At 70.1% G+C, this 22,787-nt stretch carries 21 protein-coding genes and 2 pseudogenes; 9 read left to right on the forward strand and 14 right to left on the reverse strand.

Features of this window, described 5'->3' with window-relative positions; translation table 11 throughout:
* Positions 1 to 63: 63 nt before the first annotated feature.
* Positions 64 to 981, forward strand: a complete 918-nt coding sequence (locus BMW99_RS02265) for an oxidoreductase (protein ID WP_069466792.1) — start codon at positions 64 to 66, stop codon at positions 979 to 981.
* Between the two features lie 54 nt (positions 982 to 1,035).
* Here BMW99_RS02265 and BMW99_RS02270 read toward each other — a convergent pair whose 3' ends face one another.
* The 6 genes from BMW99_RS02270 to BMW99_RS02295 all read right to left on the reverse strand — a co-directional run bounded on the left by BMW99_RS02270 (position 1,036) and on the right by BMW99_RS02295 (position 7,726).
* Positions 1,036 to 1,932 carry an SURF1 family cytochrome oxidase biogenesis protein gene (locus BMW99_RS02270; RefSeq protein ID WP_075016130.1) on the reverse strand — a complete coding sequence of 299 codons (897 nt, stop codon included), beginning with the start codon at positions 1,930 to 1,932 and terminating at the stop codon, positions 1,036 to 1,038.
* Between the two features lie 180 nt (positions 1,933 to 2,112).
* Positions 2,113 to 3,255 (reverse strand): glycosyltransferase, encoded by a 1,143-nt coding sequence (locus tag BMW99_RS02275; protein WP_069464371.1) that lies wholly within the window; start codon positions 3,253 to 3,255, stop codon positions 2,113 to 2,115.
* A gap of 77 nt (positions 3,256 to 3,332) precedes the next feature.
* Complete coding sequence (locus tag BMW99_RS02280) at positions 3,333 to 3,944, reverse strand: TetR/AcrR family transcriptional regulator (protein WP_069464372.1); 612 nt, start codon at positions 3,942 to 3,944, stop codon at positions 3,333 to 3,335.
* Positions 3,945 to 4,046: 102 nt separating this feature from the next.
* Positions 4,047 to 5,780 carry a ubiquinone-dependent pyruvate dehydrogenase gene (gene poxB, locus BMW99_RS02285; RefSeq protein WP_069464373.1) on the reverse strand — a complete coding sequence of 578 codons (1,734 nt, stop codon included), beginning with the start codon at positions 5,778 to 5,780 and terminating at the stop codon, positions 4,047 to 4,049.
* A 227-nt stretch (positions 5,781 to 6,007) separates the two neighbouring features.
* Positions 6,008 to 7,231 carry an epoxide hydrolase family protein gene (locus BMW99_RS02290; protein WP_069464374.1) on the reverse strand — a complete coding sequence of 408 codons (1,224 nt, stop codon included), beginning with the start codon at positions 7,229 to 7,231 and terminating at the stop codon, positions 6,008 to 6,010.
* A gap of 36 nt (positions 7,232 to 7,267) precedes the next feature.
* Positions 7,268 to 7,726, reverse strand: coding sequence for a nuclear transport factor 2 family protein (locus BMW99_RS02295; protein WP_069464375.1), 459 nt, complete (start codon positions 7,724 to 7,726; stop codon positions 7,268 to 7,270).
* A 441-nt stretch (positions 7,727 to 8,167) separates the two neighbouring features.
* Between BMW99_RS02295 and BMW99_RS02300 the strand changes: the two genes are divergently transcribed.
* Both BMW99_RS02300 and BMW99_RS02305 read left to right on the forward strand, forming a co-directional pair.
* Positions 8,168 to 9,004 (forward strand): alpha/beta fold hydrolase, encoded by an 837-nt coding sequence (locus tag BMW99_RS02300; RefSeq protein ID WP_069464376.1) that lies wholly within the window; start codon positions 8,168 to 8,170, stop codon positions 9,002 to 9,004.
* Between the two features lie 74 nt (positions 9,005 to 9,078).
* Positions 9,079 to 9,852: a creatininase family protein gene (locus BMW99_RS02305; protein WP_069464377.1), complete on the forward strand. Its 774-nt coding sequence runs from the start codon at positions 9,079 to 9,081 to the stop codon at positions 9,850 to 9,852.
* Positions 9,853 to 10,021: 169 nt separating this feature from the next.
* Here the strand turns inward: BMW99_RS02305 and BMW99_RS02310 are convergent, their stop codons facing one another.
* Positions 10,022 to 11,320 (reverse strand): COG4705 family protein, encoded by a 1,299-nt coding sequence (locus BMW99_RS02310; RefSeq protein ID WP_069464378.1) that lies wholly within the window; start codon positions 11,318 to 11,320, stop codon positions 10,022 to 10,024.
* A 314-nt stretch (positions 11,321 to 11,634) separates the two neighbouring features.
* Here BMW99_RS02310 and BMW99_RS02315 point away from each other — a divergent pair, with 314 nt between their 5' ends.
* Both BMW99_RS02315 and BMW99_RS02320 read left to right on the forward strand, forming a co-directional pair.
* The gene (locus BMW99_RS02315; RefSeq protein WP_069464379.1) at positions 11,635 to 12,255 is read left to right on the forward strand and encodes a fasciclin domain-containing protein; all 621 of its coding nucleotides are present in this window, start codon (positions 11,635 to 11,637) and stop codon (positions 12,253 to 12,255) included.
* A 535-nt stretch (positions 12,256 to 12,790) separates the two neighbouring features.
* Positions 12,791 to 13,936 carry an NHL repeat-containing protein gene (locus BMW99_RS02320; protein WP_069463009.1) on the forward strand — a complete coding sequence of 382 codons (1,146 nt, stop codon included), beginning with the start codon at positions 12,791 to 12,793 and terminating at the stop codon, positions 13,934 to 13,936.
* Positions 13,937 to 14,135: 199 nt separating this feature from the next.
* Here BMW99_RS02320 and BMW99_RS02325 read toward each other — a convergent pair whose 3' ends face one another.
* Entirely contained in the window at positions 14,136 to 14,927 is a 792-nt protein-coding gene (locus BMW99_RS02325) for a class I SAM-dependent methyltransferase (RefSeq protein ID WP_069463014.1), read from the reverse strand.
* 481 nt (positions 14,928 to 15,408) lie between these two features.
* Here BMW99_RS02325 and BMW99_RS02330 point away from each other — a divergent pair, with 481 nt between their 5' ends.
* A complete protein-coding gene (locus BMW99_RS02330; protein WP_245791141.1) occupies positions 15,409 to 17,226 on the forward strand; it encodes a multicopper oxidase family protein in 1,818 nt (605 codons plus the stop codon).
* Between the two features lie 47 nt (positions 17,227 to 17,273).
* On the opposite strand, the gene BMW99_RS02335 is transcribed toward BMW99_RS02330, so the two are convergent.
* The 4 genes from BMW99_RS02335 to BMW99_RS02350 all read right to left on the reverse strand — a co-directional run bounded on the left by BMW99_RS02335 (position 17,274) and on the right by BMW99_RS02350 (position 19,028).
* Positions 17,274 to 17,732, reverse strand: a complete 459-nt coding sequence (locus BMW99_RS02335) for a DUF4291 domain-containing protein (protein ID WP_075016131.1) — start codon at positions 17,730 to 17,732, stop codon at positions 17,274 to 17,276.
* 51 nt (positions 17,733 to 17,783) lie between these two features.
* Complete coding sequence (locus tag BMW99_RS02340; protein ID WP_245791142.1) at positions 17,784 to 18,071, reverse strand: hypothetical protein; 288 nt, start codon at positions 18,069 to 18,071, stop codon at positions 17,784 to 17,786.
* Positions 18,072 to 18,252: 181 nt separating this feature from the next.
* Complete coding sequence (locus BMW99_RS02345) at positions 18,253 to 18,549, reverse strand: hypothetical protein (protein ID WP_069463006.1); 297 nt, start codon at positions 18,547 to 18,549, stop codon at positions 18,253 to 18,255.
* 65 nt (positions 18,550 to 18,614) lie between these two features.
* Positions 18,615 to 19,028: a hypothetical protein gene (locus BMW99_RS02350; RefSeq protein ID WP_069463005.1), complete on the reverse strand. Its 414-nt coding sequence runs from the start codon at positions 19,026 to 19,028 to the stop codon at positions 18,615 to 18,617.
* A 99-nt stretch (positions 19,029 to 19,127) separates the two neighbouring features.
* On the opposite strand from BMW99_RS02350, the pseudogene BMW99_RS02355 reads away from it, so the two are divergent.
* Positions 19,128 to 19,897: pseudogene (locus tag BMW99_RS02355) on the forward strand (transposase).
* 86 nt (positions 19,898 to 19,983) lie between these two features.
* Here BMW99_RS02355 and BMW99_RS02360 read toward each other — a convergent pair.
* Together BMW99_RS02360 and BMW99_RS41125 are read right to left on the reverse strand one after the other, a co-directional pair.
* Positions 19,984 to 20,481: a DUF4265 domain-containing protein gene (locus BMW99_RS02360; protein WP_069463004.1), complete on the reverse strand. Its 498-nt coding sequence runs from the start codon at positions 20,479 to 20,481 to the stop codon at positions 19,984 to 19,986.
* Positions 20,468 to 20,903, reverse strand: a pseudogene (locus BMW99_RS41125) (IS5 family transposase); the annotation flags it as partial. The pseudogene BMW99_RS41125 and the gene BMW99_RS02360, both read right to left, overlap by 14 nt.
* Between BMW99_RS41125 and BMW99_RS02370 the strand changes: the two are divergent.
* A complete protein-coding gene (locus tag BMW99_RS02370) occupies positions 20,899 to 21,888 on the forward strand; it encodes a replication initiator (protein ID WP_075016132.1) in 990 nt (329 codons plus the stop codon). The pseudogene BMW99_RS41125 and the gene BMW99_RS02370 overlap by 5 nt on opposite strands.
* A gap of 183 nt (positions 21,889 to 22,071) precedes the next feature.
* A complete protein-coding gene (locus BMW99_RS02375) occupies positions 22,072 to 22,668 on the forward strand; it encodes a DUF4240 domain-containing protein (protein ID WP_069463002.1) in 597 nt (198 codons plus the stop codon).
* Positions 22,669 to 22,787 lie beyond the last annotated feature (119 nt).

Raw genomic sequence — 22,787 nt, forward strand, 5'->3', positions numbered from 1 at the left:
GGTGTGAACAGCGACTACATTGTGGTCATTGCCTACATTGTGATCAACGCATACATTGGAGCCATGACGCAGACCCCGAAGTCCCAGCCCTGGACCACCGACGACATCCCCGACCAGACCGGGCGCACCGCCGTGGTGACCGGCGCCAGCAGCGGACTCGGCCTCGCCACCGCGCGGACGCTCGCCTCCGCCGGAGCCCACGTGGTCCTCGCGGTGCGCGACACCACGCGCGGCGAGGAGGCCGCCCGATCCGTGAACGGCAGCGTGGAGGTGCGCCGGCTCGATCTCGCCGACCTCTCCTCCGTGCGCGAGTTCGCCGTCGGCTGGCGCGGCGGCCTGGACCTGCTCGTCAACAACGCCGGCGTCATGAACATCCCCGAGGCCCGCACGAAGGACGGCTTCGAGATGCAGTTCGGCACCAACCACCTGGGCCACTTCGCCCTGACGAACCTGCTGCTGCCCCACATCGGCGACCGCGTGGTGACCCTGTCGTCCGGCGCGCACCGGGCGCCGCGCACCCGCATCCGCTTCGGCAACACCGATCTGGCCGGCGAGTACCGCCCCACGGCCGCGTACAGCCAGTCCAAGCTCGCCAACCTGCTGTTCACGCTGGAGCTCCAGCGGCGCCTGACCGCGGCGGGTTCGCCGGTCCGCGCCCTGGCCGCGCACCCCGGCTGGGCCGCCACCAACCTCCAGGGGCACGACGCGAGTGCCGCACGGCGCGCCGTCATGCGCCTGGGCAACCGGTTCGTCGCCCAGGACAGCCTGGCCGGCGCCCTGCCCACCCTGTACGCGGCCGTCGAGGACCTGCCGGGCGGCAGCTACGCCGGGCCCGGCGGCAGGCTGGAGCTGCGGGGTGCCCCGACCCTGGTCGGCCGCTCGCGGGCGGCGGGCGACACGGCCGCCGCACGGCGCCTGTGGACCCTCTCCGAGGAGCTCACCGGCGTCGAGTTCCCCGCGTCCGCCGTGACGGCCCCGTGACCCCGACGGACCCGGACGACACCGCGCGGCCGCGGGGCGCGCCGGACACGCGCGTCAGCCGGCGGACTCCGCCGCCGCCTGCTCCTCCTTCACTCCCGGCTGGTCGTCCCCGCCCTGCTCGCCGGTCCCGTCCCGCCCGTCGGTCCCGTCCGGCTGCCCGTTCCCGTCCCGCTGCTCCTTGAGGGACTGCCGGAACAGGATGACCCAGCCGATGGGCAGCAGCAGCGCGAAGAGCCACCACTGGATCGCGTACGGAAGGTGCACGCCCTTGCCGACGATCGCCGCGTCGCTCGTGGACGGGCCGGTGCTGTCCGGGCCGGCCACGGACTCCGCGCGGTACGCCGCGGAGAGGGCGGGCTTCGCCGAGACCAGTTCGACGTAGCCGCTCAGGAGCGGTTCCGCGAGATTCCCGGCCTGCTGGCCGCTGCTGATCAGCATGTACTGGCGCGGCGGCAGGCCGGAGACGTTGCGGATCCGGCTGAGTTTCGACGTCTCGTCGGGCTGCAGCCGCCCGGTGACCGTGAGCACACCCTGCGGGGTCTTCGGCACGACGGGGAAAGCCGCGCCGTCGGTGTTGTTCGGCGCGACCCAGCCGCGGTTGACCAGCACGGCCTTGCCGTCCTGGCCGATCAGCGGCGTGATCAGGAAGAACCCGATGTCGCCGTCGGCGTTGGTGCGGCGGCGCACGACGAACTGGTGGGCCTCGTCGAAGCGGCCGGTCACCGTCACGGGCCGGTACCGGTCCTGCTCGGGCACGGGCGTGCCCGGGCGCGACAGGGTGCCCACCGGGACCGGCGGCGCCTGGACGGCCAGCGAGATGCGGTGGTCGTTGCGCTTCGTCTCCTGGTAGCGGTGGAACTGCCACAACCCCAGCCGGTACATGATCAGTATCAGGGCGACGAAGACGAGCGTCAGCGCGACCCAGCGGCGGGTGAACAAGACACGAAGCATGATGGGGACGCTACCCCGGCCGGCTTCCGGCGCTGTCACGGGGCCGCACCATCAGGCACCGCGGAGGGTTCCGCCAGGGGTGCCCTCGCACGCCGGTCCCGGACGGGAACGGGCGTTCCTGTCCGGGACCGGGTGAACGGGGCGGGAGGCCGGCGCCCTGGGCGGCCAGGGCGCGGCGGGTCAGGCCAGGGCGGCCGCGAGCCGGTCGGCGACCTCGTGCGGCGAGGGCATGGCGGCGATCTGCGCGGCGACGGCCCGCGCGTTGTCCTGGTACTCGGTGTCCTTGAGGACCTCGGTGACCGCCTCGACCACGGCCTCCGGGCCCACCGGAGGCGGTACGGCCAGTCCGGCGCGGGCGCCCGCGACGGCGGCGGCCTGGAGGAACTGGTCGGCACCCTGCGGGACGACGACCATCGGCAGGCCGCGGGACAGGGCGCCGAGCGTGGTGCCCGCACCGCCGTGCGTGACCACCAGGTCGATGCCGTCGAGCAGCTCCGCGAGCGGGGTGAACCCGACGAAGGCGAGGTGATCGCCGTGCTCGCCCTGGTCGCCGAAGTCCGCGGCGGTCCCCGTCAGGCCGAGGGTGACGAGGAGGTCCGCCGTCGGCGCGAGGGCGTCGACGATCGGCCGCAGGACGTCGGGCGCGGTGAAGTGCGTCCCGAAGGAGAGCAGCACCTTGGGGCGCGGTCCGCCGCCGGTCGCCGCGCCGGTGGCCGGTGCGTCGGGCGTGTCCGGCCCGCGGTGGGCCTCGGGACGCATCGGGACGCGGCCCTGCGGCGGCTCCCAGCCGGGGTTCTGCAGGAGCTCGGGGCACGGGTCCAGGTACCAGGCGGGTCCGGGCACGGTCAGCCCGCGCTCCTTGTAGCGCTGTTCGGCGACCGAGGTGAAGACGTCGGTGAACTGGGCGGGGATCAGGGGGCCGAACGCCAGCTTGGCGTACGGGACGTCGAGGGCGGCGGCGACGAGCGGGCCCACGTAGTCCGTCGCCTCGGCGACGATCAGGTCGGGAGCGAAGCCGCGCGCGGCGTCGAGCGCCGCGTCCGCGGTGAGGTCGATGCGGGTTCCGGCGAAGAACTCGGCCGCGGCCTCGGGGGTCGGTTCGGCAGCGGGGTCGACCCCGGTCCGGCGGGCCGCCTCCGCGAGCAGTTCGAAGGCCTCGGGGCCCGCGGCGAGCAGGGCGATGCGCTCGGCGGCGAGCATCGGCCCGAAGGAGGCGGAGGTGAGGACGGCCACCTCGTCGCCGCGGTCACGGAACGCCCGCGCGAGCGGCAGTTGGGGCAGGAGGTGACCATGCGCCGGTGTGCTGGAGAAGAGGATACGCATGCGGGGAGTCTAGATCATTGGATGAAGTCACACTTCATTGATAGCTGACATACTCGCCGCATGACACGTGTGCACTCCTACCGCAGCAGAGCCGCACACACGGCCTCGGTCAGGAACACACCTGCGTCGTCCCAGTCCCAGCCGAGTTCGAGCAACCGGTGCCAGGACGGCGGCGCCACGAAGTACTCCAGCACCCGGTCCGCGTCGCCGGGGGTGATGCCGGGGCGCAGCGCGCCGAGCTGCTCCAGCCGGCCGGTCACCCGCCCGAAACGGGCCCGCTGGATCTTCTCCGTCTCGGCGAGCAGGGCGGCGATGTCCTGGTCCACCGCGGCGGCGTCGAACAGCACGGCCATGGTCCGGCTGTGGTGCCGGACCAGGTCGCGGGTCTGGCGCACGACCAGCCCGACGACGTCGTCGCCGGTCGCCGCGACCTCGACGGCGGCGAGGACCTCACCGATGCTGGCGTCGCCGGCGGCCCGCTCCGTCAGCGCGGCGACGAGCGCCGGCTTGCTCCCGAAGGCCGCGTAGACCGTGCCCTGGGAGACCTCCGCCTCCTCGGCGATCCGCTTGATGGTGACCCTGGCGTAGCCCTCGTCCGCGAACAGCGCCTCGGCCGCGTCCAGGATCGCCGTCCGTGTCGCGGCGGCCGCGCGTTCACGTACGGTCGATTGGTAGGTGCGAGGCGTCATTAGCCCAGTGTAGGAGCGGTCCGCCCGCCCGCGTCCGCCGCGCCCCGCGGGGTTTCCGCGGGGTGCGCGAGCGGTGCGGGACACGTGTCACGGGCAGGGGGGTCAGTGCAGGATCCGGCGCGCCACGTTGGTCGTGACGAGGTCGAGCAGTTCCTCGCCCCGACCCGAGAGGATCGTGCGGATCGCGTAGAGGGTGAAGCCCTTGGCCTGTTCCACCGTGACCGCCGGCGGCACCGACAGCTCCTGGCGGGCGGTCATGACCTCCACCAGCGCCGGGCCGTCGTGGGCGAACGCGCCCTGGAGAGCGTCCTCCAGGTCGCCGGGGCGCTCGACCCGGCGGGCCCACAGCCCGATCGCGGCGGCGACCTCGGCGAGCTGCGGATTGTCCAGCTCCGTCGCGTAGGTGACGATGCCCGCGGCCTTCATCTCCAGCTCGACGAAGTTGAGCGAGCCGTTGTTGAAGACGACGATCTTGGCCGGCAGGCGGTTCTGCCGCAGTGTGAACAACTCGCCCAGCAGCATGGTGAGTCCGCCGTCGCCGGACAGCGACACCACCTGGCGTCCCGGGTACGCGGCCTGTGCTCCCACGGCGTGCGGCAGGGCGCAGGCCATGCTGCCGTGGTTGAAGGAGCCCAGCAGCCGGCGGCGGCCGTTGAAGGTGAGATAGCGCGCGGCCCACACCACGGGCGAGCCGACGTCGACGGTGAAGACCGCGTCCTGGTCGGCGAGGCGGTCGATGGTGGCGGCCACGAACTGCGGGTGGATGGGCGTGCGTTCGTGGTCGTTGACGGCGAGCGCGTCGAGCGAGTGCCGGGTCCGGGCGTAGTGGGCGAGGGCCCGGTCGAGGTGGTCACGCCGGCTCTTGGCGGTCAGCAGCGGCAGCAGGGCGGGCAGCGTGTCGCGCACGCTGCCGACCAGGGGCAGGTCGACGCGGGTGCGCCGGCCGATCTGCTCGCCGCGTAGGTCGAGCTGGATCACCTTCGCGTCGCGCGGGTAGAACTGCCGGTAGGGGAAGTCGGTGCCCAGCATGAGCAGGGTGTCGGCCTCCTCGATCGCCTTGTAGCCGGAGGCGAAGCCGAGCAGGCCGGTCATGCCGACGTCGTACGGGTTGTCGTACTCGACGTGCTCCTTGCCGCGCAGCGCGTGCACGACCGGGGCCTTGAGGGTCTCGGCGAGCCGGACCAGGTCGTCGTGCGCGCCGGCCGCTCCGGCACCGGCCAGGATCGTCACGCGCTCACCGGAGTTGAGGAGCGCGGCGGCCTCGCGCAGGGTGTCGTCGTCCGGGCGGACGACGGTCCGGGCGGGACGGACGACCGCGGGCGCCAGGTCGCGGGCGACCTTCGCGAGGAACATCTCGCCGGGGACGACGACCACCGCCACGCCGCGGCGCTCCACCGCGGCCCGCATCGCCATCTCCAGGATCCGCGGTCCGGACTCCGGGCTGGTGACGACTTCGGCGAAGACGCTGCACTCGGCGAACAGCTCCTGCGGCCGCGTCTCCTGGAAGTAGCCCGAGCCGACCTCGGAGCCGGGGATCTGGGCGGCGATGGCGAGCACCGGCACCCTGCTGCGCTGAGCGTCGTAGAGGCCGTTGACGAGGTGCAGGTTGCCCGGGCCGCAGCTGCCGACGCACGCGGTCAGCTCTCCGGTGAGCCCGGCCTCGCCCGCGGCGGCGAAGGCCGCGCTCTCCTCGTGCCGCACGTGCACCCACTCCACCTCCCCGTCCCTGCGGATGGCGTCCGTCAGCCCGTTGAGGGAGTCACCGGGCAGGCCGTACATGCGCCGCACACCGGAGGCCTTGAGCGAGGTGATGACGTGGTCGGCGAAGGTGTGCACAGGGATCGGGCCTCTCGTCGGTGGGGGCCGTCCGTGGTGGCCGGTGTCCGGTGCGGGCACGGTCCGCCCGCACCGGACCCGTCGCGGACGGCTGGTGCCCGGCCAGTCTCCGTGCGCCGGCGGCGCTCACGCATCAGTTGAATGACGGTGTTTCCCGCCCGCGTTCGCCCTTCGCGCAGGTGGGACGCCCGCGATCACCGTGCGGGCGGTCCTCTTCCGGCGGCGGGTCACCGCAGTTTCCGGTAGGTGGAGCGCAGGTCGTGGATCCAGGCCCCGGGGTTCTCGTAGGGGCCGAAGTGACCGCCCCCCTTGTGGACGTTGACGTCACGGACGTCCGCGTAGAACCGGCCGCCGCCGGCCTTGAAGATCTCGACGCGCTGTTCCGGGGTCTCCGCACCCGGGGAGGAGTCCCCCAGCAGGAACGTGAAGCCGGCCGGCGCCTGGACGTACGGCGTCAGGTCGTTGACGGGCTCCGGCGGGTAGAGGCTCGCGTTCTTGTAGGCCCGGATCGAGGACCCGATCGACTCGGTGACCCAGATGATCGTGGCGAAGGTCAGGATGTCGTCGACGGGCCAGCCGGCCGCGAAGTCGGCATCGCGGTCGCTCCAGTACTTGTAGCGCTTGACGATCCAGGCGAGCGTGCCGGCCGGGGAGTCGTTCAGCCCGTGGGTGAGCGTCTGGCCGTCGAGGAGGTGGGCGGCCACGTGGGAGACGTAGACGTCGTTGCGCCGGACCAGCCGGGCCCGCTCGGCCGGGGGCAGGTCCTCGGTGCGCTGCCCGCCCGACAGGTCCCAGGAGCGGTCGCCCTGGAACATCGTGGGCGGCATCTCGTTGCCGAGGTGGACGCCGTAGAGCGAGCCGGCGTACTTGTGGCCGAGGCGCGCGCCCACCAGGGCCCCGTAGTCCGCGGCGCCGACGCCGAACCTGCCGTAGCCGAGCACGTCGGTCATCAGCGTGTGGAACCGGTCCGCCATGCTCGCGTAGTTCTCCCTGGGGTCGGTCAGCGGCGTGGAGAAGCCGAAGCCGGGCAGGGACGGCACGACGACGTCGAAGGCGTCGGCGGGGTCGCCGCCGAACGCGGCCGGGTCGGTGAGCGGCCCGATGACCTTGTTCCAGTGGTGGTACAGCCACGGCCAGCCGTGCAGCAGGAGCAGGGGGATCGGGGCCGGCCCCCTCCCCCGCTCGTGGACGAAGTGCACGGGGGTGCCGCCGACGTCCACGCGGTGCTGGTGGAACGCGTTGAGCCGCGCTTCGGCGGCGCGCCAGTCGAAACCGTCCGCCCAGTACTCGACCAGCGGCCGGAGGAAGGCGGTGCTCAGCCCGTAGACCTCGTTCTCGTTCTCCGGGTCGGGTGCGAAGCGTGTGGCCTTCAGGCGGGCGCGCAGGTCGTCGAGGACGTCCTGCGGGACGTGGACGGTGAAGGGGGCGAGTTCGGAAGGGGTGGTGCTCATGGCTGCCGCCTCGAAGGGGAGTGAGGGTGTCCGGGGTCAGTAGGTCAGGTCGACGCGCACACGTGTGAGGACGAGCTCGGCGATCCTCCACTCGCCGCCGGTCTTCGTGAAGCGCGGACGGTAGTGGCCGAAGCCGTGCATCTCGGTGAACTGCGGCCGTCCGTCGGGATCCGTACGGGCGGGCCGCCGGATGAGGTCCTCCATGGCCCACACCCCGCGTGCCGCGTCCGCGGACTCGACGTCGACGAGGTCGGAGAACAGGTGGTGCACGATGACGGCGCCGGAACCGACGCTGCGCGGGATGGACCGGGCGATCTCCTCGGGGCCGTCCATCCGCCGCAGGACCGTTCCGTCGGCGTTGTGCGGGGTGAAGCTGCCGTCGGGCGTGAACAGGGAGGCGAGTTCGTCCCACTGCTGGTGGTCGGCCGCGTACACGTAGCGCGCCATCAGCCGGCGCAGGCTCTCGATGATGCTCAGCCGCTCGATCTCGTTCATCCTTGTTCGCTCCTCGCCGTGTCGGCCACGAGGCACGGGACCCGGCTCGGTCCCGGTGCCGGACTCATCAGCCCGGCCAGCATCGCTCGCGACAATTGGACCAGCAAGTCCAGAATGGTGACCACGCCCGGACACGTCCGGACACGTGTGTCAGTCAGATGACTGACGCCGGCGCGACGCGCACCGGACAGGATTCCCCCGGGAGCGGGCGGCCGGCCATCCGCCGAGAGCGCGGAAAGCGGAGTACGGCCAGCTCACGGGCACGCTCGTACACAGGCCGGCAGGTTGAGTCATTCGACCGATGCCTGGACACGTGTGCACCCGCGAGCATGCACACATGGCGTCGAACGCGCGGCCCCCCGTGCGTGGTTCACGGCCGGGCCGCACACCCGCGGCCCGGCCGGCGCCATCCGATTTCGTCACCTTCCGGAGGGGACCAGCATGCCGTTCATCACCGTGGGCCAGGAGAACACGACCGACATCGAGCTGTACTACGAGGACCACGGAACCGGCCGGCCGGTCGTCCTCATCCACGGGTTCCCGCTCGACGGGCACTCCTGGGAGAAGCAGTCGGCGGCGCTGCTGGCCGCGGGCCACCGCGTCATCACCTACGACCGGCGCGGCTTCGGCCGGTCCGGCCAGCCCACCACCGGCTACGACTACGACACCTTCGCCGCCGACCTCCACACCGTGCTGGAGACGCTGGACGTGCGCGACGCCGTGCTCGTCGGCTTCTCCATGGGCACCGGCGAGGCCGCGCGCTACCTGGGCACCTACGGCTCCTCGCGCATCGCCAAGGCGGCCTTCCTCAGCTCCCTGGAGCCCTGCCTCACCAAGAGCGACGACAACCCGCGGGGCGCGGCGCCGGCCGAGTTCTTCCAGGGCGTCTCCGACGCGGTGACGGCGGATCGGTTCGCCTACTACACCGCGTTCTACCAGGACTTCTACAACCTCGACGAGAACCTGGGCACCCGGATCAGCGAGGAGGCCGTCCGCAACAGCTGGAACGTCGCCGCCGCCGGGGGCGCCCACGCCGCCGCGGCCGCGCCCCTCACCTGGGGGACGGACTTCCGCGCGGACATCCCCGAGATCGACGTGCCGGTGCTCATCGTGCACGGCACCGGCGACCGGATCCTGCCCGTCGAGTCCACGGCCCGGCTCTTCCGCGAGGCCCTGCCGTCCGCCGACTACCTGGAGATCGACGGCGCCCCGCACGGACTGCTGTGGACCCACGCCGCCGAAGTGAACGAGGCACTGCTGGCGTTCCTCGCCAAGTGACCTGACGCACACCCTTCACCCGACGCCGGCGCGGCGCATCCCACACCCCGCGTCGGCACCCCAAGGAGTCCCCGATGAACGAAGTCCTGTGGAACCGTCTGACGGCCGCGCAGCTCGGCGCCCTCGCGGCCCGGGACGCTGTGGTGCTGGTGCCCGTGGGGGCCACGGAGCAGCACGGCCCCCACCTGCCCACCGGCGTGGACGACTTCCTCGCCGCCGAGGTGTGCCGCCGGGCGGCGCGGCTGGCCGGCGAGCACACCGGTGTCGTGGTGACCCCCTCCGTCCCGACCGGGCTGTCGGAGCATCACATGCCGTTCGGCGGAACGCTGACGCTCACGCTGCCCACGCTGCACGCGCTCCTGAGGGACATCTGCCGCTCCGTGGTCCGGGCGGGGTTCTCCCGCATCCTGCTCGTCAACGGGCACGGCGGGAACATGACCGCACTGAACGCCCTCACCACCGAGCTCACCACGGAACTGGCGACGCCGATCGCGTTCGCCAGCTACTTCAGCGCCGGGCGGGACGTGCTGCGGGAGACCCTGGAGACGCAGGACGGCCTCATGCACGCCTGCGAGGGCGAGACGTCCATGATGATGGCCGCCTTCCCGGAGCTGATCCGTCCCGAGCACCTGCCCGAGGCCCACGGACCGCGGATCACGCTGCCCGCGGAGTCCAGCGATCCCGTGTACATGGCGGTGACGTTCGACCGCATCACACCGTCCGGCGTCGCGGGCGACGCCCGGGTGGCGACAGCCGAGAAGGGCGAGAAGCTGCTGTCCGGCTGCGCGGAGGCGCTGGCCGACATCATCGTGCGGGACCCGTGGGACAAGCTGGGCGGCAGGGGGTAGCGGCTCGCCCGGCCGCACCGGCCTCGGAGTGCGCCGGACGGGCCGGCCGAGCGGGAGCGGCTGCGCCGGCGAACGGCGTCCGGGCACCCCGCCGCCAGGTGGTCGGTCCATCCTGGCCGCGGGGTGCCCATGGGGTTGTGCGAGGCGGCGGGGCCGTCCCGCGCGCCGCTCAGAAGTGGTGGCTCCTGAGGTCGCCGAGCAGGACGTCCAGCTGCCGCTCCTGCTCCGCGGCGGGAGCCGGCTTGATGGACCCGTGGTCGATGGCATACGTCTTGAGGACCGCGTCCATCTGGTCGTCGAGCAGGGTCCAGGTGGTGTTGTTCACCGCCTGGAGGGAGGTGGCGTCGGCGTCCCAGTCGTCGCGCATCTTCTGCACGGTGGCGTGGGAGGCCGCGGCCGTCCCGGCCTTGTCCTGCGCGATCGCCGTCTGCGCGAGCTGCTCGTACTTCGCGACCGCAGCGGCCGTCTGGGAGCCGGTCAGGGCGGCCTTCGGGCAGGCCGGCAGCGTCTCGCTCTGGCCGGTCGGGTCGCAGGTGACGTGCGGCTGGTTGTGGGCCCAGACCAACAGCGCGACCGTGGCCACGGCCAGTACGCCGAAGCCCCCGAGCGCGGTCCGCTCCTTGCGCGGATTGGTGGTGACCGACGGCGCATGGGTCATCTCGCGGGTCTCGGCGACGTCCGTGCGGCTGATCGACAGGTAGACGACCGTGGCCAGGATGGCGCTGAGGAAGATCAGGCTGGTCACCAGCGTGCCCAGGCCCAGTCCGACGGGCTCGCCGGCACTGGCCGGGGTCTTCGGGGAGGCGAGCCAGTCACCGATGTTGGCACCCAGCGGCCGGGTGAGGATGTAGGCCAGCCAGAAGGACAGGACCGGATTGGCACCGAACCTCCACAGCCCGGTGATCGCCGCGATCAGGCCCAGCGGCAGCAGGACCGACTTCGCGGGCGTCCAGTTCGTCAGCTCCAGCGTCCAGTCACCGGTGGCGGTGCCCAGCGCGAACGTGACCAGGACGGTCAGCCAATAGAACGCCTCCCGCGGGCGGGTCGTGATGCTGTGGATCGACAGGGTCCGCTCGCGCAGCCACCAGACCCCGAAGACGATGGCCAGCAGGACCGAGAACACCGTCGTGCTCAGCCACAGCGGGACGTGCTGCTGGTCGGTGAGCATGTCGGTGTAGAGGGTGCCGGTGACACTGACCACGACCACGGTGAGCCAGTAGGGGAACGGGCTGTAGCGCTTGGTGCGGAACTGCCAGGTCAGTACCACCGCGAACACGGCCGTGAACAGCAGCATCGTGTTCGTCAGGCCGAAGCCCAGCGTGGTGTTGATGTAGTCGGCGAAACTCTCGCCCACGGTCGTGCACAGGATCTTGATGATCCAGAACCAGACCGTTACCTCGGGCACCTTGTTGAGCAGGCGGCTTCCCGTGGCGCCTCGCGGGGTCACGGTAGTCGTGGGAGTCGTCATGCGGCGACCCTAGCGTCTACAAGCTTGTAGTCGGTAATGCCCCGGCGTGGCCCTGGCCTGCCGGGGAGCCCCGGCCGGGCTCGCGGCCGCGGGCCGCAGCCGCGGGCCCGACCAGCGGAAACAGATCGGTTCACGGGGGTACGGCCCGGCATCCGCCGACATGCGCCGCGCTCGGCCCACCGCTACCTTCAGGTGGGGGCAGAACCCGAACCGTGGAGCGTTTCCGCAGGTAGGAGGCCTTTCACGGCGACGCGGCCCCCAGGCGACACTCGCATCGCCCTCGGATCCTCGCCTGCTCCTGGAGGTTCGATCCCATGGCCCTGTCACGCACCGGCATCACCACGGCAGTAGCGGCGGCCGCCGTCGCGATCCCGCTGAGCCTCGGGGGTCTGGCCCCCCAGGCCCACGCGCAGAGCACCTCGCCCTCACCGACCCCCACGGGAACCTCGACCGCCTCGTCCGGCATCTTCGGCCCCGGCTGCTCCTCGCTGCCCAGGACCGGGGTGGGCAGCGCCGCGGTCATGGCCAAGCAGAAGCTCGTCGCCGCGGCCTCGGGCAACCCGCAGCTCAGCATGCTGATCTTCTACGTCAACCGCGCCAGGATCGCCGACGCGCTCGACACGGCGAACAACATCACCTTGTTCGCGCCGACGAACGCGGCCTGGCAGAAGCTGTCGTCCTCCCAGCGGGCGAGCCTCGCGACCAATCCCACGCAGCTGAAGAAGGTGCTGAACTACCACGTGGTGAACCAGCACGTCACGAAGGCGGAGTTGCCGAACGGCTCGTTCACCACCCGTGAGGGCTCCAAGCTCACGACCTCCGGATCCGGCACCACCTTCAAGGTCAACAACACGGCCGACATCGTCTGCGGCAACATCCCGACCGTGAACGCCACGGTCTACCTCGTCGACACCGTCCTGATGCCGCCGAGCTGAGCGAGGCGCGGATCGGGCCCGCGCACCGGAACGGCAGTCCCGGTGCCGGCCGCCCGGCCGCGGCGAGGGGCCCGGGCGATCACGTCGCCCGGGCCCCTCGCCGCGCACCCTTCGCGGGGGACGTGCAGCGTCGCGGTCGCGCCCCTCCCGGCGCGGGCCCGAGGGGGCTGTCCGACCGGGGCTGTCGCCACCGCCGCTCGCCCACCTGACGCCTGACGCCTGACGCCTCAGGCCTCAGGCGGGCCTCACACGTGCCTCACACGTGTCTCACACGTGCCTGGCTCCAGCCCGACGCGTGCCGCCGAACCGCTGTCTCCGTAGCGCGTCCCTCCACCCCTTCCCGGGCGGCGCGCGGGGCGGACCCGCCCGGACACGCTGACGGCCGACAAGGGTCGCGCTGGTGGCCCTGCCCGACGGGCGGCGGGCTGGCGGCCGGGTTTTCGTGGGCGATGGCCGGTAGCCGCCGGCCCGCGCACAGCAGGTGCCCGTGAGTCGTCGGGCGGCCTGACGGCACACCAGGAAAGAAAGAGAACCCATGAGGCTTCATGTCCCACGTCTGGCTGCCGCGGCAGTCGCCACCGCCGCCGCGCTGCTGGTGGCCGGCCAGCCCGCATCCGCCACAGCCGCCGGCGGCCCCGGCGGAAGCAGCGGCAAGCCGTTCCTCAAGCCCTTGCACACCGTCAGCACCATCGCCTCGACCGTTCCCCGGAACGGTGACGTGAACCCGTACGGCACCGTCCTGATCGACCGGAACTCCGGCCGCCTGCACCGCGGCAACGTGCTGGTGAGCAACTTCAACAACTCCGCCAACCTCCAGGGCACCGGGACCACGCTGGTGCAGGTCAACCCCAAGGGAACCGCCACCCAGTTCGCGCAGATCGACGCGCGCCGCCTGCCCGGCGCGTGCCCGGGAGGCGTCGGGCTGACCACCGCGCTGTCCGTCCTGCCGGGCGGCTGGGTCGTGGTGGGCAGCCTGCCGACCGCCGACGGCACGTCCGCCACGGCGCAGGCCGGCTGCCTGATCGTGCTGGACAACCGCGGGAAGGTCCGCGAGACCCTCAGCGGCAACGGCATCAACGGCCCCTGGGACATGACCGCGACGAGCCACGGCGACCACGCGGACCTGTTCGTCACCAACGTCCTCAACGGCACCGTCGCCGGCGGCGGCGACGTCGTGCGCCGCGGCACCGTGCTGCGCATCGCCCTGCGGCTCCGCGGCGACAAGCCGCCCGTCAGGGTCGACACGACCACGATCGGCTCGGGCTTCGCCCAGAAGACCGACCCCGCCGCCCTGGTCATCGGCCCGACGGGCGTCGGCCTGCGGGGCCGGACCCTCTACGTCGCCGACACCGTGGACAACCGGATCACCGCGATCCCCGACGCGCTGGACCGGAACACCAGCGCGGGCACCGGACGGGTCGTCACCACCGACCGCCACCTCAACGGCCCGCTGGGCCTGGCCGTCGCGCCCAACGGGAACATCCTCACCGTCAACAGCGGCGACGGGAACATCGTGGAGACCACGCCCCGCGGCAACCAGGTGGCCGTGCGCACCCTGGACTCCAGCGGCGACCCCGCCGGAGCCGGCGCCCTGTTCGGCCTCGCCGTCGCCACCTGTCCCGACCGCGTCTACTTCGTCGACGACGCCACCAACACCCTCAACCTGCTGAGCCGCCCCTGATCACCCCTCACCCAGGTGCGCGCACCGCGTGCCACGCACCTGGCCGCCACCGGCTCCGTTCCCGCCACCCACCGGCGGGGACGGAGCCGGTATCCACTCGGGCCACGGTGACGAACCGCCATCCAGTGGCCGTCGAGGTGGCACAGCGCTCCACGTGGCCGCGCGGAGGCACGGCCGTCCCGTCCGGCCCCACGGCTGGTCAGCCCGGCTTGACCGCCAGCGTCGCGAAGTAGTGCGACATGTATGCGGCGGACGCGTTGGACTGGTGCGGCGCTTCCGCGAAGCCGGTGACCACGAACCCCGCGGCGAGTTGCCCGCCGATCTGGTCGGTGAGGGTGTGGCTGTATTCCAGGGCGGCATCCGCGCCGAACTTCGTGGCGCGTTCCTCGGCGGAGTACTGCGTGACGTCGCTGTAGGGCAGCTTGTGCACGACGATCAGCTCGCCGCGCTCATCGAGCGCCTCGTGGTCGAACAAGTACCCATCCGGGTTGAGGAAGCCCGCGAGCAGAGTTCCGCCCGGTCGCAGAACGCGGAAGCACTCACGCCACACCGGCGCCAGGTCCGGCACGAACAGGTTGGAGACCGGATGGAACACGACGTCGAAGGCCGCGTCGCCGAAGGCGCTGAGGTCGCGCATGTCGCCCAGGACGGTGCACAGTTCGAGTCCGTCGCGCGCCGCCACCATCCGGTCCTGGCCGAGCTGGCGCGGTGAGTTGTCGAACACGGTGACCCGCGCCCCCGCGGCGGCGAGGATCGGACCCTGCTGGCCACCGCCGGAGGCCAGGCACAACACGTCCTTGCCGGTCAGATCCGTCGGCAGCCAGGTGCGGTCGACCGGCTCACGCCCGATGAGAACGATCGACCAGTCGCCCGTGCGGGCCCGCTCGACATCCTCGGCACTCACCGGCGTCGACCACTCGTTGCCCTCCTGGACGTACTTGTCCCAGGCCGCCCGATTGTGGGCAACGGGGTCGACACTCACGTCCTGCACGTTCAACTCCCTGCTCCAGCCCAGCGGACGCCCGCGGTCCTGACGGTTCGGTGCCGCCAGCCAACACGATCGCGGAGTGCCGGCTCAACGAATTTAGCGGGCACTCCGGTGTGTCCACGGGCTCCACGGGTGGTCGACGGCCGCACCACGCTCTCTCAGGCCTCGGGAGTAGGACCGGACTTCGGGCCGACGAGAGCGATCTCCCCCGGCTTCGCCCTCTCTCCGGCGTCAGCTGCGAGCGCCCCAACTACCCTTGGCGCTCATAGGGTTACCATCTGGAAGCTGGTCGAATTGTCGCGGGATCAGCCCCTTGAGTGGCTTTTCCGGGGATGTGTGGGTGTGCTCCCCGAACCTCTCGCAGAACCCCTGTATCTCATGATCGTCACGTGAGGTGAGAGAAGGGCTGTGGACGATGGTGGAGCGCAGGAAATTCCTCATGGCCGGTGCCATGGGAGGCACGGCCATGGTCCCATGGGGCCGCATGAGCACGCAGGCGCAGGCGGCGCCGACTCACGGGAGCGGGGCCTCGAGCACCGCCATCCCGCAGACTCCTGCGCTGGAGAAGTACGTCGACCCGCTGCCCACGCCACTGACGGCGATCGCGGACACCTCGGTCTACCCGGGCGCCGACTACTACGACATCACGATGCGGGCCGGCTCCTGGCGCTTCCACCGCGATCTCGGACCGGCGACCGTGTGGGGGTACTGGGCCACGAACCCGCACCGTCCGCACCGCCCGATCGGCATGGGCTACCTCGGGCCGACCCTCGAGGTGACCAGGGACCACCCGACGGTCGTCAAGTGGCGCAATCACCTGCCGACCACGCACCTGTTCCAATTCGTCATCGACGACATCCGCGGCGGCAACGCCCAGCTCACTCCGACCCCACCGCCTCCCTACAAGAGCGAGGTGCCGTTCCCGCCGGACGTCAACGTGTGGAATGTCGTGCACCAGCACGGCGGTTACACGCCGCCGCAGTCCGACGGCATGCCCAAGCAGTCGTACAGTCCCGACGGCATCCATGCGGAGTCCTACAGCACGTTGGATCCGGACCGTGTCAAACCCAACGAGGCGATCTACGCCTACACCAACCACGACCAGTCGTGCCAGCTCTGGTACCACGACCACGGCATGGGGATGACCAGCCTCAACGTCTACGCGGGCTTGGCCGGGCTCTACACCATCCGCGACCCCGCGGATGACCGACTCGGACTGCCGAGCGGCGAGTTCGAGGTCCCGCTCATCCTCCAGGACAAGACCTTCAACTCCGACGGCACGCTCGCCTACACCATGACCCTGCAAGAAGGCGAGGACACTCCGGTCGTCAACGGGAAGGCCTACCCGTTCCTGGCCGTCGAACCCCGCCGCTACCGGTTCCGCATCCTCAACGCCTCGAACGAGCGCTTCTGGCGGCTGCGGTTCGAGACGCCCCGCGATGTCCTGCCCCAGCCCACACTGCCGTTCTGGCTGATCGGCACCGACGGCGGTCTGCGCACCCCCCTGCGCATGCTGAACTTCCTGATCTCACCGGCCGAGCGCTACGACCTGATCGTCGACTTCAGCCAGATGCCCATGGGCACGAGCATCACCCTGACGAACTACCACGCCCCGGTCCACTACCCCGGCATGCCGGGACAGGGGCCCGAGATCTCGGAGATCATGCAGTTCCAGGTCACCAAGCCCTTGTCCGGGGGCGGGGACGAGTCGACGCCTCCGGAGAAGCTCGACCTGCCGGCCGTCACTCCCTTCGAGCCGTCGCCAAAGATGAAGCGCCGCGAATGGGTTGTCTACCAGCACCAGCTCTTCGGCACCATGACGTTCAACGCGGTGCCGTTCGACGCGCCCTCCCAGGACTTCGTCACGACCGGCACGGGCGAGGTCTGGGAGTACATCAACCCCAACCACGACGCCCACCCCATGCACGTCCACCTCATCAACTTCCAGGTGCTCAACCGGCAGCCGATCGACGCTGCGGGCTACCAGGAGCAGTACGAGAAATGGATCGACGGCGGCCGCAAAGCGCAAGACCTGCCGGTACTGGAGGACTTCATCACCGGGCCGCCGATCCCGCCGGACCCGGACGAGGCCGTGTCCCTCAAGGACACTTTCAAGTCCTACCCGGAGACGGTGACCCGGATCGTGGTCCCGGACTTCACCCCGCCCACGGACCTGATCGCGTCGATCCCGGGCAGCGGCGCCGAGCTTCCAGCGACGTACATCCACCACTGCCACCTGCTGGAACACGAGGACGACGACCTGATGCGCCCCTGGACCATCGTCCAAGCCGCCAACGACTGATCACGCTGCGCCGGTGACGTGGACGCCATCCCCATGGGTGGCCCTGTTCACCGGCGCACGTGGTCCAGGCCTCCTTCGGGCACCGGGTAGGAATGCTCCTCGGGCAGGAGGCGTCGTGCCGCAGTCAGATCCCCGTCCCGCACGTGGTCTTGAATCGCGCGCGCAAGTGGAGTGATGTCGGTGATGGGCACCGTCCACTCGTCCGCGTAGCGGCGCGCGGCTTCACCTGTGAGACCGAGTTGCAGCGAACGGTGAGGGAGTGCCTGCAGGTGCAGGTCCCGTTCCGGGTCCCACTGGACCCGAGCCGGAGACAGCTTCAACTGGCGTTTCCAGGTCGCGCGATCCGAATGCAACCCGGGCTCGTAGTGCGCCAGGCAGGCATGTTCCAGCGCCCACGCGAAGCCCTCGCGGCTGATCTCGATCGCCAGGACGGTTTCCTGACCGTCCTTGGAGCCCCATCCGCAGCGGTACATCATCCACAGGAACGACGGCTTGATCCACGTCAAGCCGCGCTCATAGTCCTTTTCGACTGTCGAACCCTGCGGCGCGATCCCCGTTCAGCAGTGGTCTTCGACGTACAGCATGCGCTTGCCTGGCTCAGCACGGAACTCGTGGGCCAGATAGCGGCCCGTCGACCAGGTACCACCGGGGCCCATGTAATGGTCCTTGATCCGGGCCCAGAGTTCGGGGCGTTCGGCGTCTGTCGCGGTTCGCGGCACGATGCCGCCCATGGCCCCCCACACCACCGGCGTCGTGGCGTCCTTGACGAGCCGGCGGACGGCGCGGAGGTCCAGTCGCTTGCGGTGAAGGACCCAGCTTGTCCCCTCCTCGTCGAGGAGCGTCACGGGGTGGCTCAGACTGTCGGGGTTCGCGGGAAAGGTTTGCACAACTCCAGTATCGGACCCTCCTTTTCTCCATCGCTCTGGCCCAGACGCGGTTCGTGCGATGGCCGAGTCGCGCAGGCGCGCGCGTGGAGTGCAGTTGATCGCCCAGCAAGGCCGCGAGGGCCCGCGCCAATGGGATCGGTCAGTAGCGCAGACGGAAGCGGTTGTCGTTGACGTGCAGCATGAACTCCGCGATCGGCTCGCTGTCGCCAGCAGCGATGATCACGAGACCCAGCGCTTCAAGTGATCGGTAGGCGGAGTCCATCGCAGATTCGTCTCCGTCTTCGACGGCCTGAAACCACGCGTCGAAGGCCGGCCGGAGCGGCTCGAAGTCGGGTGCGGGCTGGAAGTGACCATGCCACCAGGGCATGTCGCCGTCGTCGATGATGAGTGCCCCTAGGACCGTGTCGCCTTGCTTGAGCTGCATCGTCGGGTTCATCGTCAGGCCCTTCCTGGTGAGGGCCGCACTCTAAGCGCTGTCCCGTGATCTCGCGAGGCTGAGGGTCAAGCCGTGTCAGGGTCGGTGCCGATGGCACCGGCCGAGCGAAGCGCACGTCCGAGGTCTCCGGTGAGGATGCGGGGGTGGCGCCGCCACCACCACAGGTCGGGGACAGGCAGCCTGTGGAACTGACCGAGTGCTTGGCCGTCGTCGTCAACAGTCGCGGCCTTGTACTGCACGTCCAAGGCTTTGATCCGCGGGGTCCAGAGCTGGACGACGTGTTCGTCCAGCAGGAGCCACGCCTCGTGCAGCCAGTTTCGGCAGTAGAGGTCGTTGGTGTACTCGTAGATGTCGTCGTCGTAGCCGCCCTCGATGGCGCTCACCAGGGCAGCCCACGCGTTCACACTTTCGGCGACCGTGAACGCCGTCCTCCAGCCGCGCTGGTGCAACAGCTCTCCCACCTCGGTTTCAGTAGCCACGGGCGTGAGGCTCTCATGCCGAATCCGTCCGGGCGACCGAGATGTGTCTTGTCAGAGGCCAGCGGCCCCGCATCATGATCAAGATGAGACGATCTCGCCGTGGCTTGTGTGATCTCGGCGTCGGAGCCGTCCTGGATAGCCCTGTTCAGCGGGCTGAGTCCGATGCAGTTCGGGAAGCTGGTGACCGTTCTGAGGCGCCAGGGTGCGGACGCCGTCCGCAAGGGCCGGCCGTGGAGCCTTCCACAGGAGGACCGGGCCCTGCTGGTCGCGACCTACTGGCGCACGAACCTGACCATGCGACAACTCGCCCCGCTGTTCGGGGTGTCCAAGCCGGCGGCGGACCGCATCATCGACCACCTCGGGCCGATGCTCGCCCTCCAGCCCCGCAAGCGGTTCGCCAAGGACACCGTGCTCATCGTGGACGGCACCCTGGTCCCCACCCGGACCACACGATCGCCGAGCCGTCGAAGAACTACCGGTACTCCACCAACCACCAGGTCGTCATCGACGCCGACACCCGCCCGGTCGTCGTGGTCGGCCGGTCACTCGCCGGAAACCGCAACGACTGCAAGGCATGGGAAGAATCCGGCGCCAAGGACGCCGTGGGCAACACCGTAACGATCGCCGACGGCGGCTACCCGGGCACCGGACTCGTCATCCCCCACCGCCGGAAGCGCGGCCAGAGCAAACTCCCGGACTGGAAACAGGAGCACAACAAGTCCCACAAGCAGGTCCGCGCCCGGGTTCAGCACGTCTTCGCCCGTATGAAGACCTGGAAGATCCTCCGCGACTGCCGCCTCAAAGGCGACGGCGTCCACCACGCCATGCTCGGCATCGCCCGGCTGCACAACGTCGCCCTCGCCGGATAGGCAAGAGGGCCGCGCAGCGACCAATCGTGATTGGGTCGATCCGAAGATCATTCACGGGACAGCGCTTAGAACTCCTATCGGAATGCTCAGGAGTCGATCTCCCAGTGGAGAGCGCCAGTCTGAGCGGATGCCTCCAGGATCTTCACGAGTGCTGCTGTCGGATCCGTGCCCGGCGGGAGGTCCACCGCGAGGTAGGTTCCCTGGAGCCATTCGTGGGGCAAGCCAGCCTCAACGGTGCTGCCGTGCAGGAGTTCGTGCAGCTGCTCCCGATCTGGGTGGTCGATGACGAGAGCGACCCGGAGGGTGCGGTGGCCGGATTTCTCCAGCACGCGGCTTACCAGGTGATTGCTGTCTATGGTCACTACGTCGCGGTAGCAGATGCCGTAGGTGAAGAAGGGCAGACAGACCACTTCGAACTGGTCAGACGCGAGCTGCCGGGTCCAAAGCTGCTCGCGCCAGCCGTCCTCGCGATCTGACAGATCAGCGTGGATCATGTAGTTGCTGGGACCCCGGCCGATCGGGTCCTCGTGCGTGATGATGATGGGTGCCTCCTGGAGCCGGATCCCGACCTCAAGATCCTGCACCAGCCGCCTCGGCCGGAAGTAGGCGGGCCGAGTTCAGGCGTCGCCAGCAGATGAGTGCGCATCCGAGAGTGAGGAAGGCTTCGTGGATGTCGTCGCGGATCTCCCAGCGGATCCGCAAGCGGCGGAACCAATGGAGGTGGGCGAACGCGCGCTCCACGACCCAGCGTTGGGTGCCCAGGCCGGAGCCGTGTTCGGTACCGCGGCGGGCGATCAGCGGCTTCACGCCCAGGTCCCACACCAGGCGGCGGTATTTGTCGTGGTCGTAGCCGCGGTCGGCTAGGACCACGTCCGGGCGGCGTCGGGGCCGGCCGCTTGCCGCGCACTGGTGGCACGGCCTGGAGGAGCGGGATCAGCTGGGTGACGTCGTTGCGGTTACCGCCGGTCAAGGTGGCAGCGAGCGGGATACCGGTAGCGTCGGTGATCCCCTGCCGACCGAGGCGCACCGACCGTCGCTGTGATCACGGGCGTCCGCTCGCATGTCCTGTTGCCCACACCAGTGCCGATCCTCGTAGCGGGCAACCGCTCTGCCCCGACTGCTACGACTACACCGGTCACGTCATCTGGCATGCCTACGCAGGACGTTTGTGGAAGGCGTTCACCGACAACCTGTACCACCACCTCGCCGCGCGAACGGGAGTGAGCCGGACGGCCCTCCGGCGGTCGGTACGCATCTCTTACGCCAAAGTCGCGGAGTACCAGCGCCGGGCGGCTGTCCACGTCCATGCGGTCATGCGCCTCGACGGAGCGACGGGAGCGGACAGCCCGCCGCCTCACTGGGCAGATGGCCGTCTCCTCGCTGATGCCGTTCCGACTGCTGCCGCGGCCGTCCGACTGACGGCGCCGTATCACCCAGCGCTCGGTGAGTACGAACTGCGTTGGGGCGATCAGCTGGACGTTCGGGCTCTGCGCTCGGGCGACACGTCGGACGAGCTGAGCGATGACGCGGTGGCAGCGTACGTCGCCAAGTACGTCACCAAGGGGGCTGCCGAGTCGGGCGCCGGCCTGGACTACTCCGTCAAGGGACCGGCGGACATCGGGGCTGCCGTGGTCTCTCAACATGTTCGCGCGCTCATGGCTACCTGCTGGCGCCTCGGTGGCCTCCCGGAGTTGGACTCACTCCGTCTACGTTCCTGGGCCCACACTCTCGGCTACCGCGGCCACATCCTCACCAAGTCGCGCGCCTACTCCACCACCTACGCCGCTCTGCGCGAAGAGCGCGGCGCTCACGAACGCGCAGAGAAGGATGACCTCGGGGCTCCAGACCTGGACGGGAGCACCGAATCCCAGTGGCGTTACGTGGGCTCCGGCCATACCGCCGGCGCGGCCCTTCTTGCGGCTGGCATCGCCGAAGACCTCGCGGCGAACCGCGAGATTGCCCGTGAGGCGCGGATGGCGGTGGGCCGTTGACGGCACACGACCGCAACGCGGAGCGCGCCCGGCATCTGGAGCGCGTCTGCAGCAGGTTCTGCACCAAGATCAGCCCAGCTGCGGCGCGACGACTGGCCCGGCTCCTGGGGCAACCACAGCATGAGATCCCTGGCCGATGAGAGCTGGGGTGTGTGTCAGTGTGGCCTGGAATAGTGGCCCACTGTGGACAACGACGCATTCTGGGAACTGGTCGAGGACAGCCTGCGGCACTCACCGAGCCGCAGCCAGCGAGAGGCGTTCCTGACCGAGCGCCTGGCCGCGCTGCCTCCCGATCACATAGTCCTGTTCCAGACCCACCTGGACATCGCCAGCGGACGTGCATACACCTGGGACCTCTGGGGGGCCGCCATGCGCATCTTCGGTGGCTGGTGCTCAGACGACGGCTTCAAGTACTTCAGGCTCTGGCTCATTGGTCGAGGCCGCCAGGTCTTCGACCGCGCGGTCGTGGAACCCGACGCGTTGACCGGACTCCCAGAGGTTCAGCGCCTTGCCGGCCGCCATCGCCGCACGTGGAGCAGCGATGTGGAGTGGCCCGAGTGGGAGTCCCTGGACTACGTCGCCGCCAAGACCTACGACCTGCTCGCGGGGGATGACGACGAGTGCACCGAGGGCTTCTACGACGCCGTTGAAGTCGAGCTGGGTGGACACCACTTCAATCGCAACCCGGTGGGGGAACGTTGGGACGCGCGGGACGAGGCAACGTCAGCACTCAAGGTGCCTCGGCTGACGGAGATGTTCAGCATTGAGACCCTGCGCTGACGCCGGCTCCGGCCTCGGCGGTCAGGTCCAGATCGGGTTCTGCTCGATGTCGATTCTGCCGTAGTCGAACTGGCGACCCCTCTTCGTGGCCTCCTTGATCTTCACAGCGGCGAACAGGA

Origin of the sequence: Actinacidiphila rubida (genome assembly GCF_900110255.1) — a bacterium.
GTDB lineage: Bacteria > Actinomycetota > Actinomycetes > Streptomycetales > Streptomycetaceae > Actinacidiphila > Actinacidiphila rubida.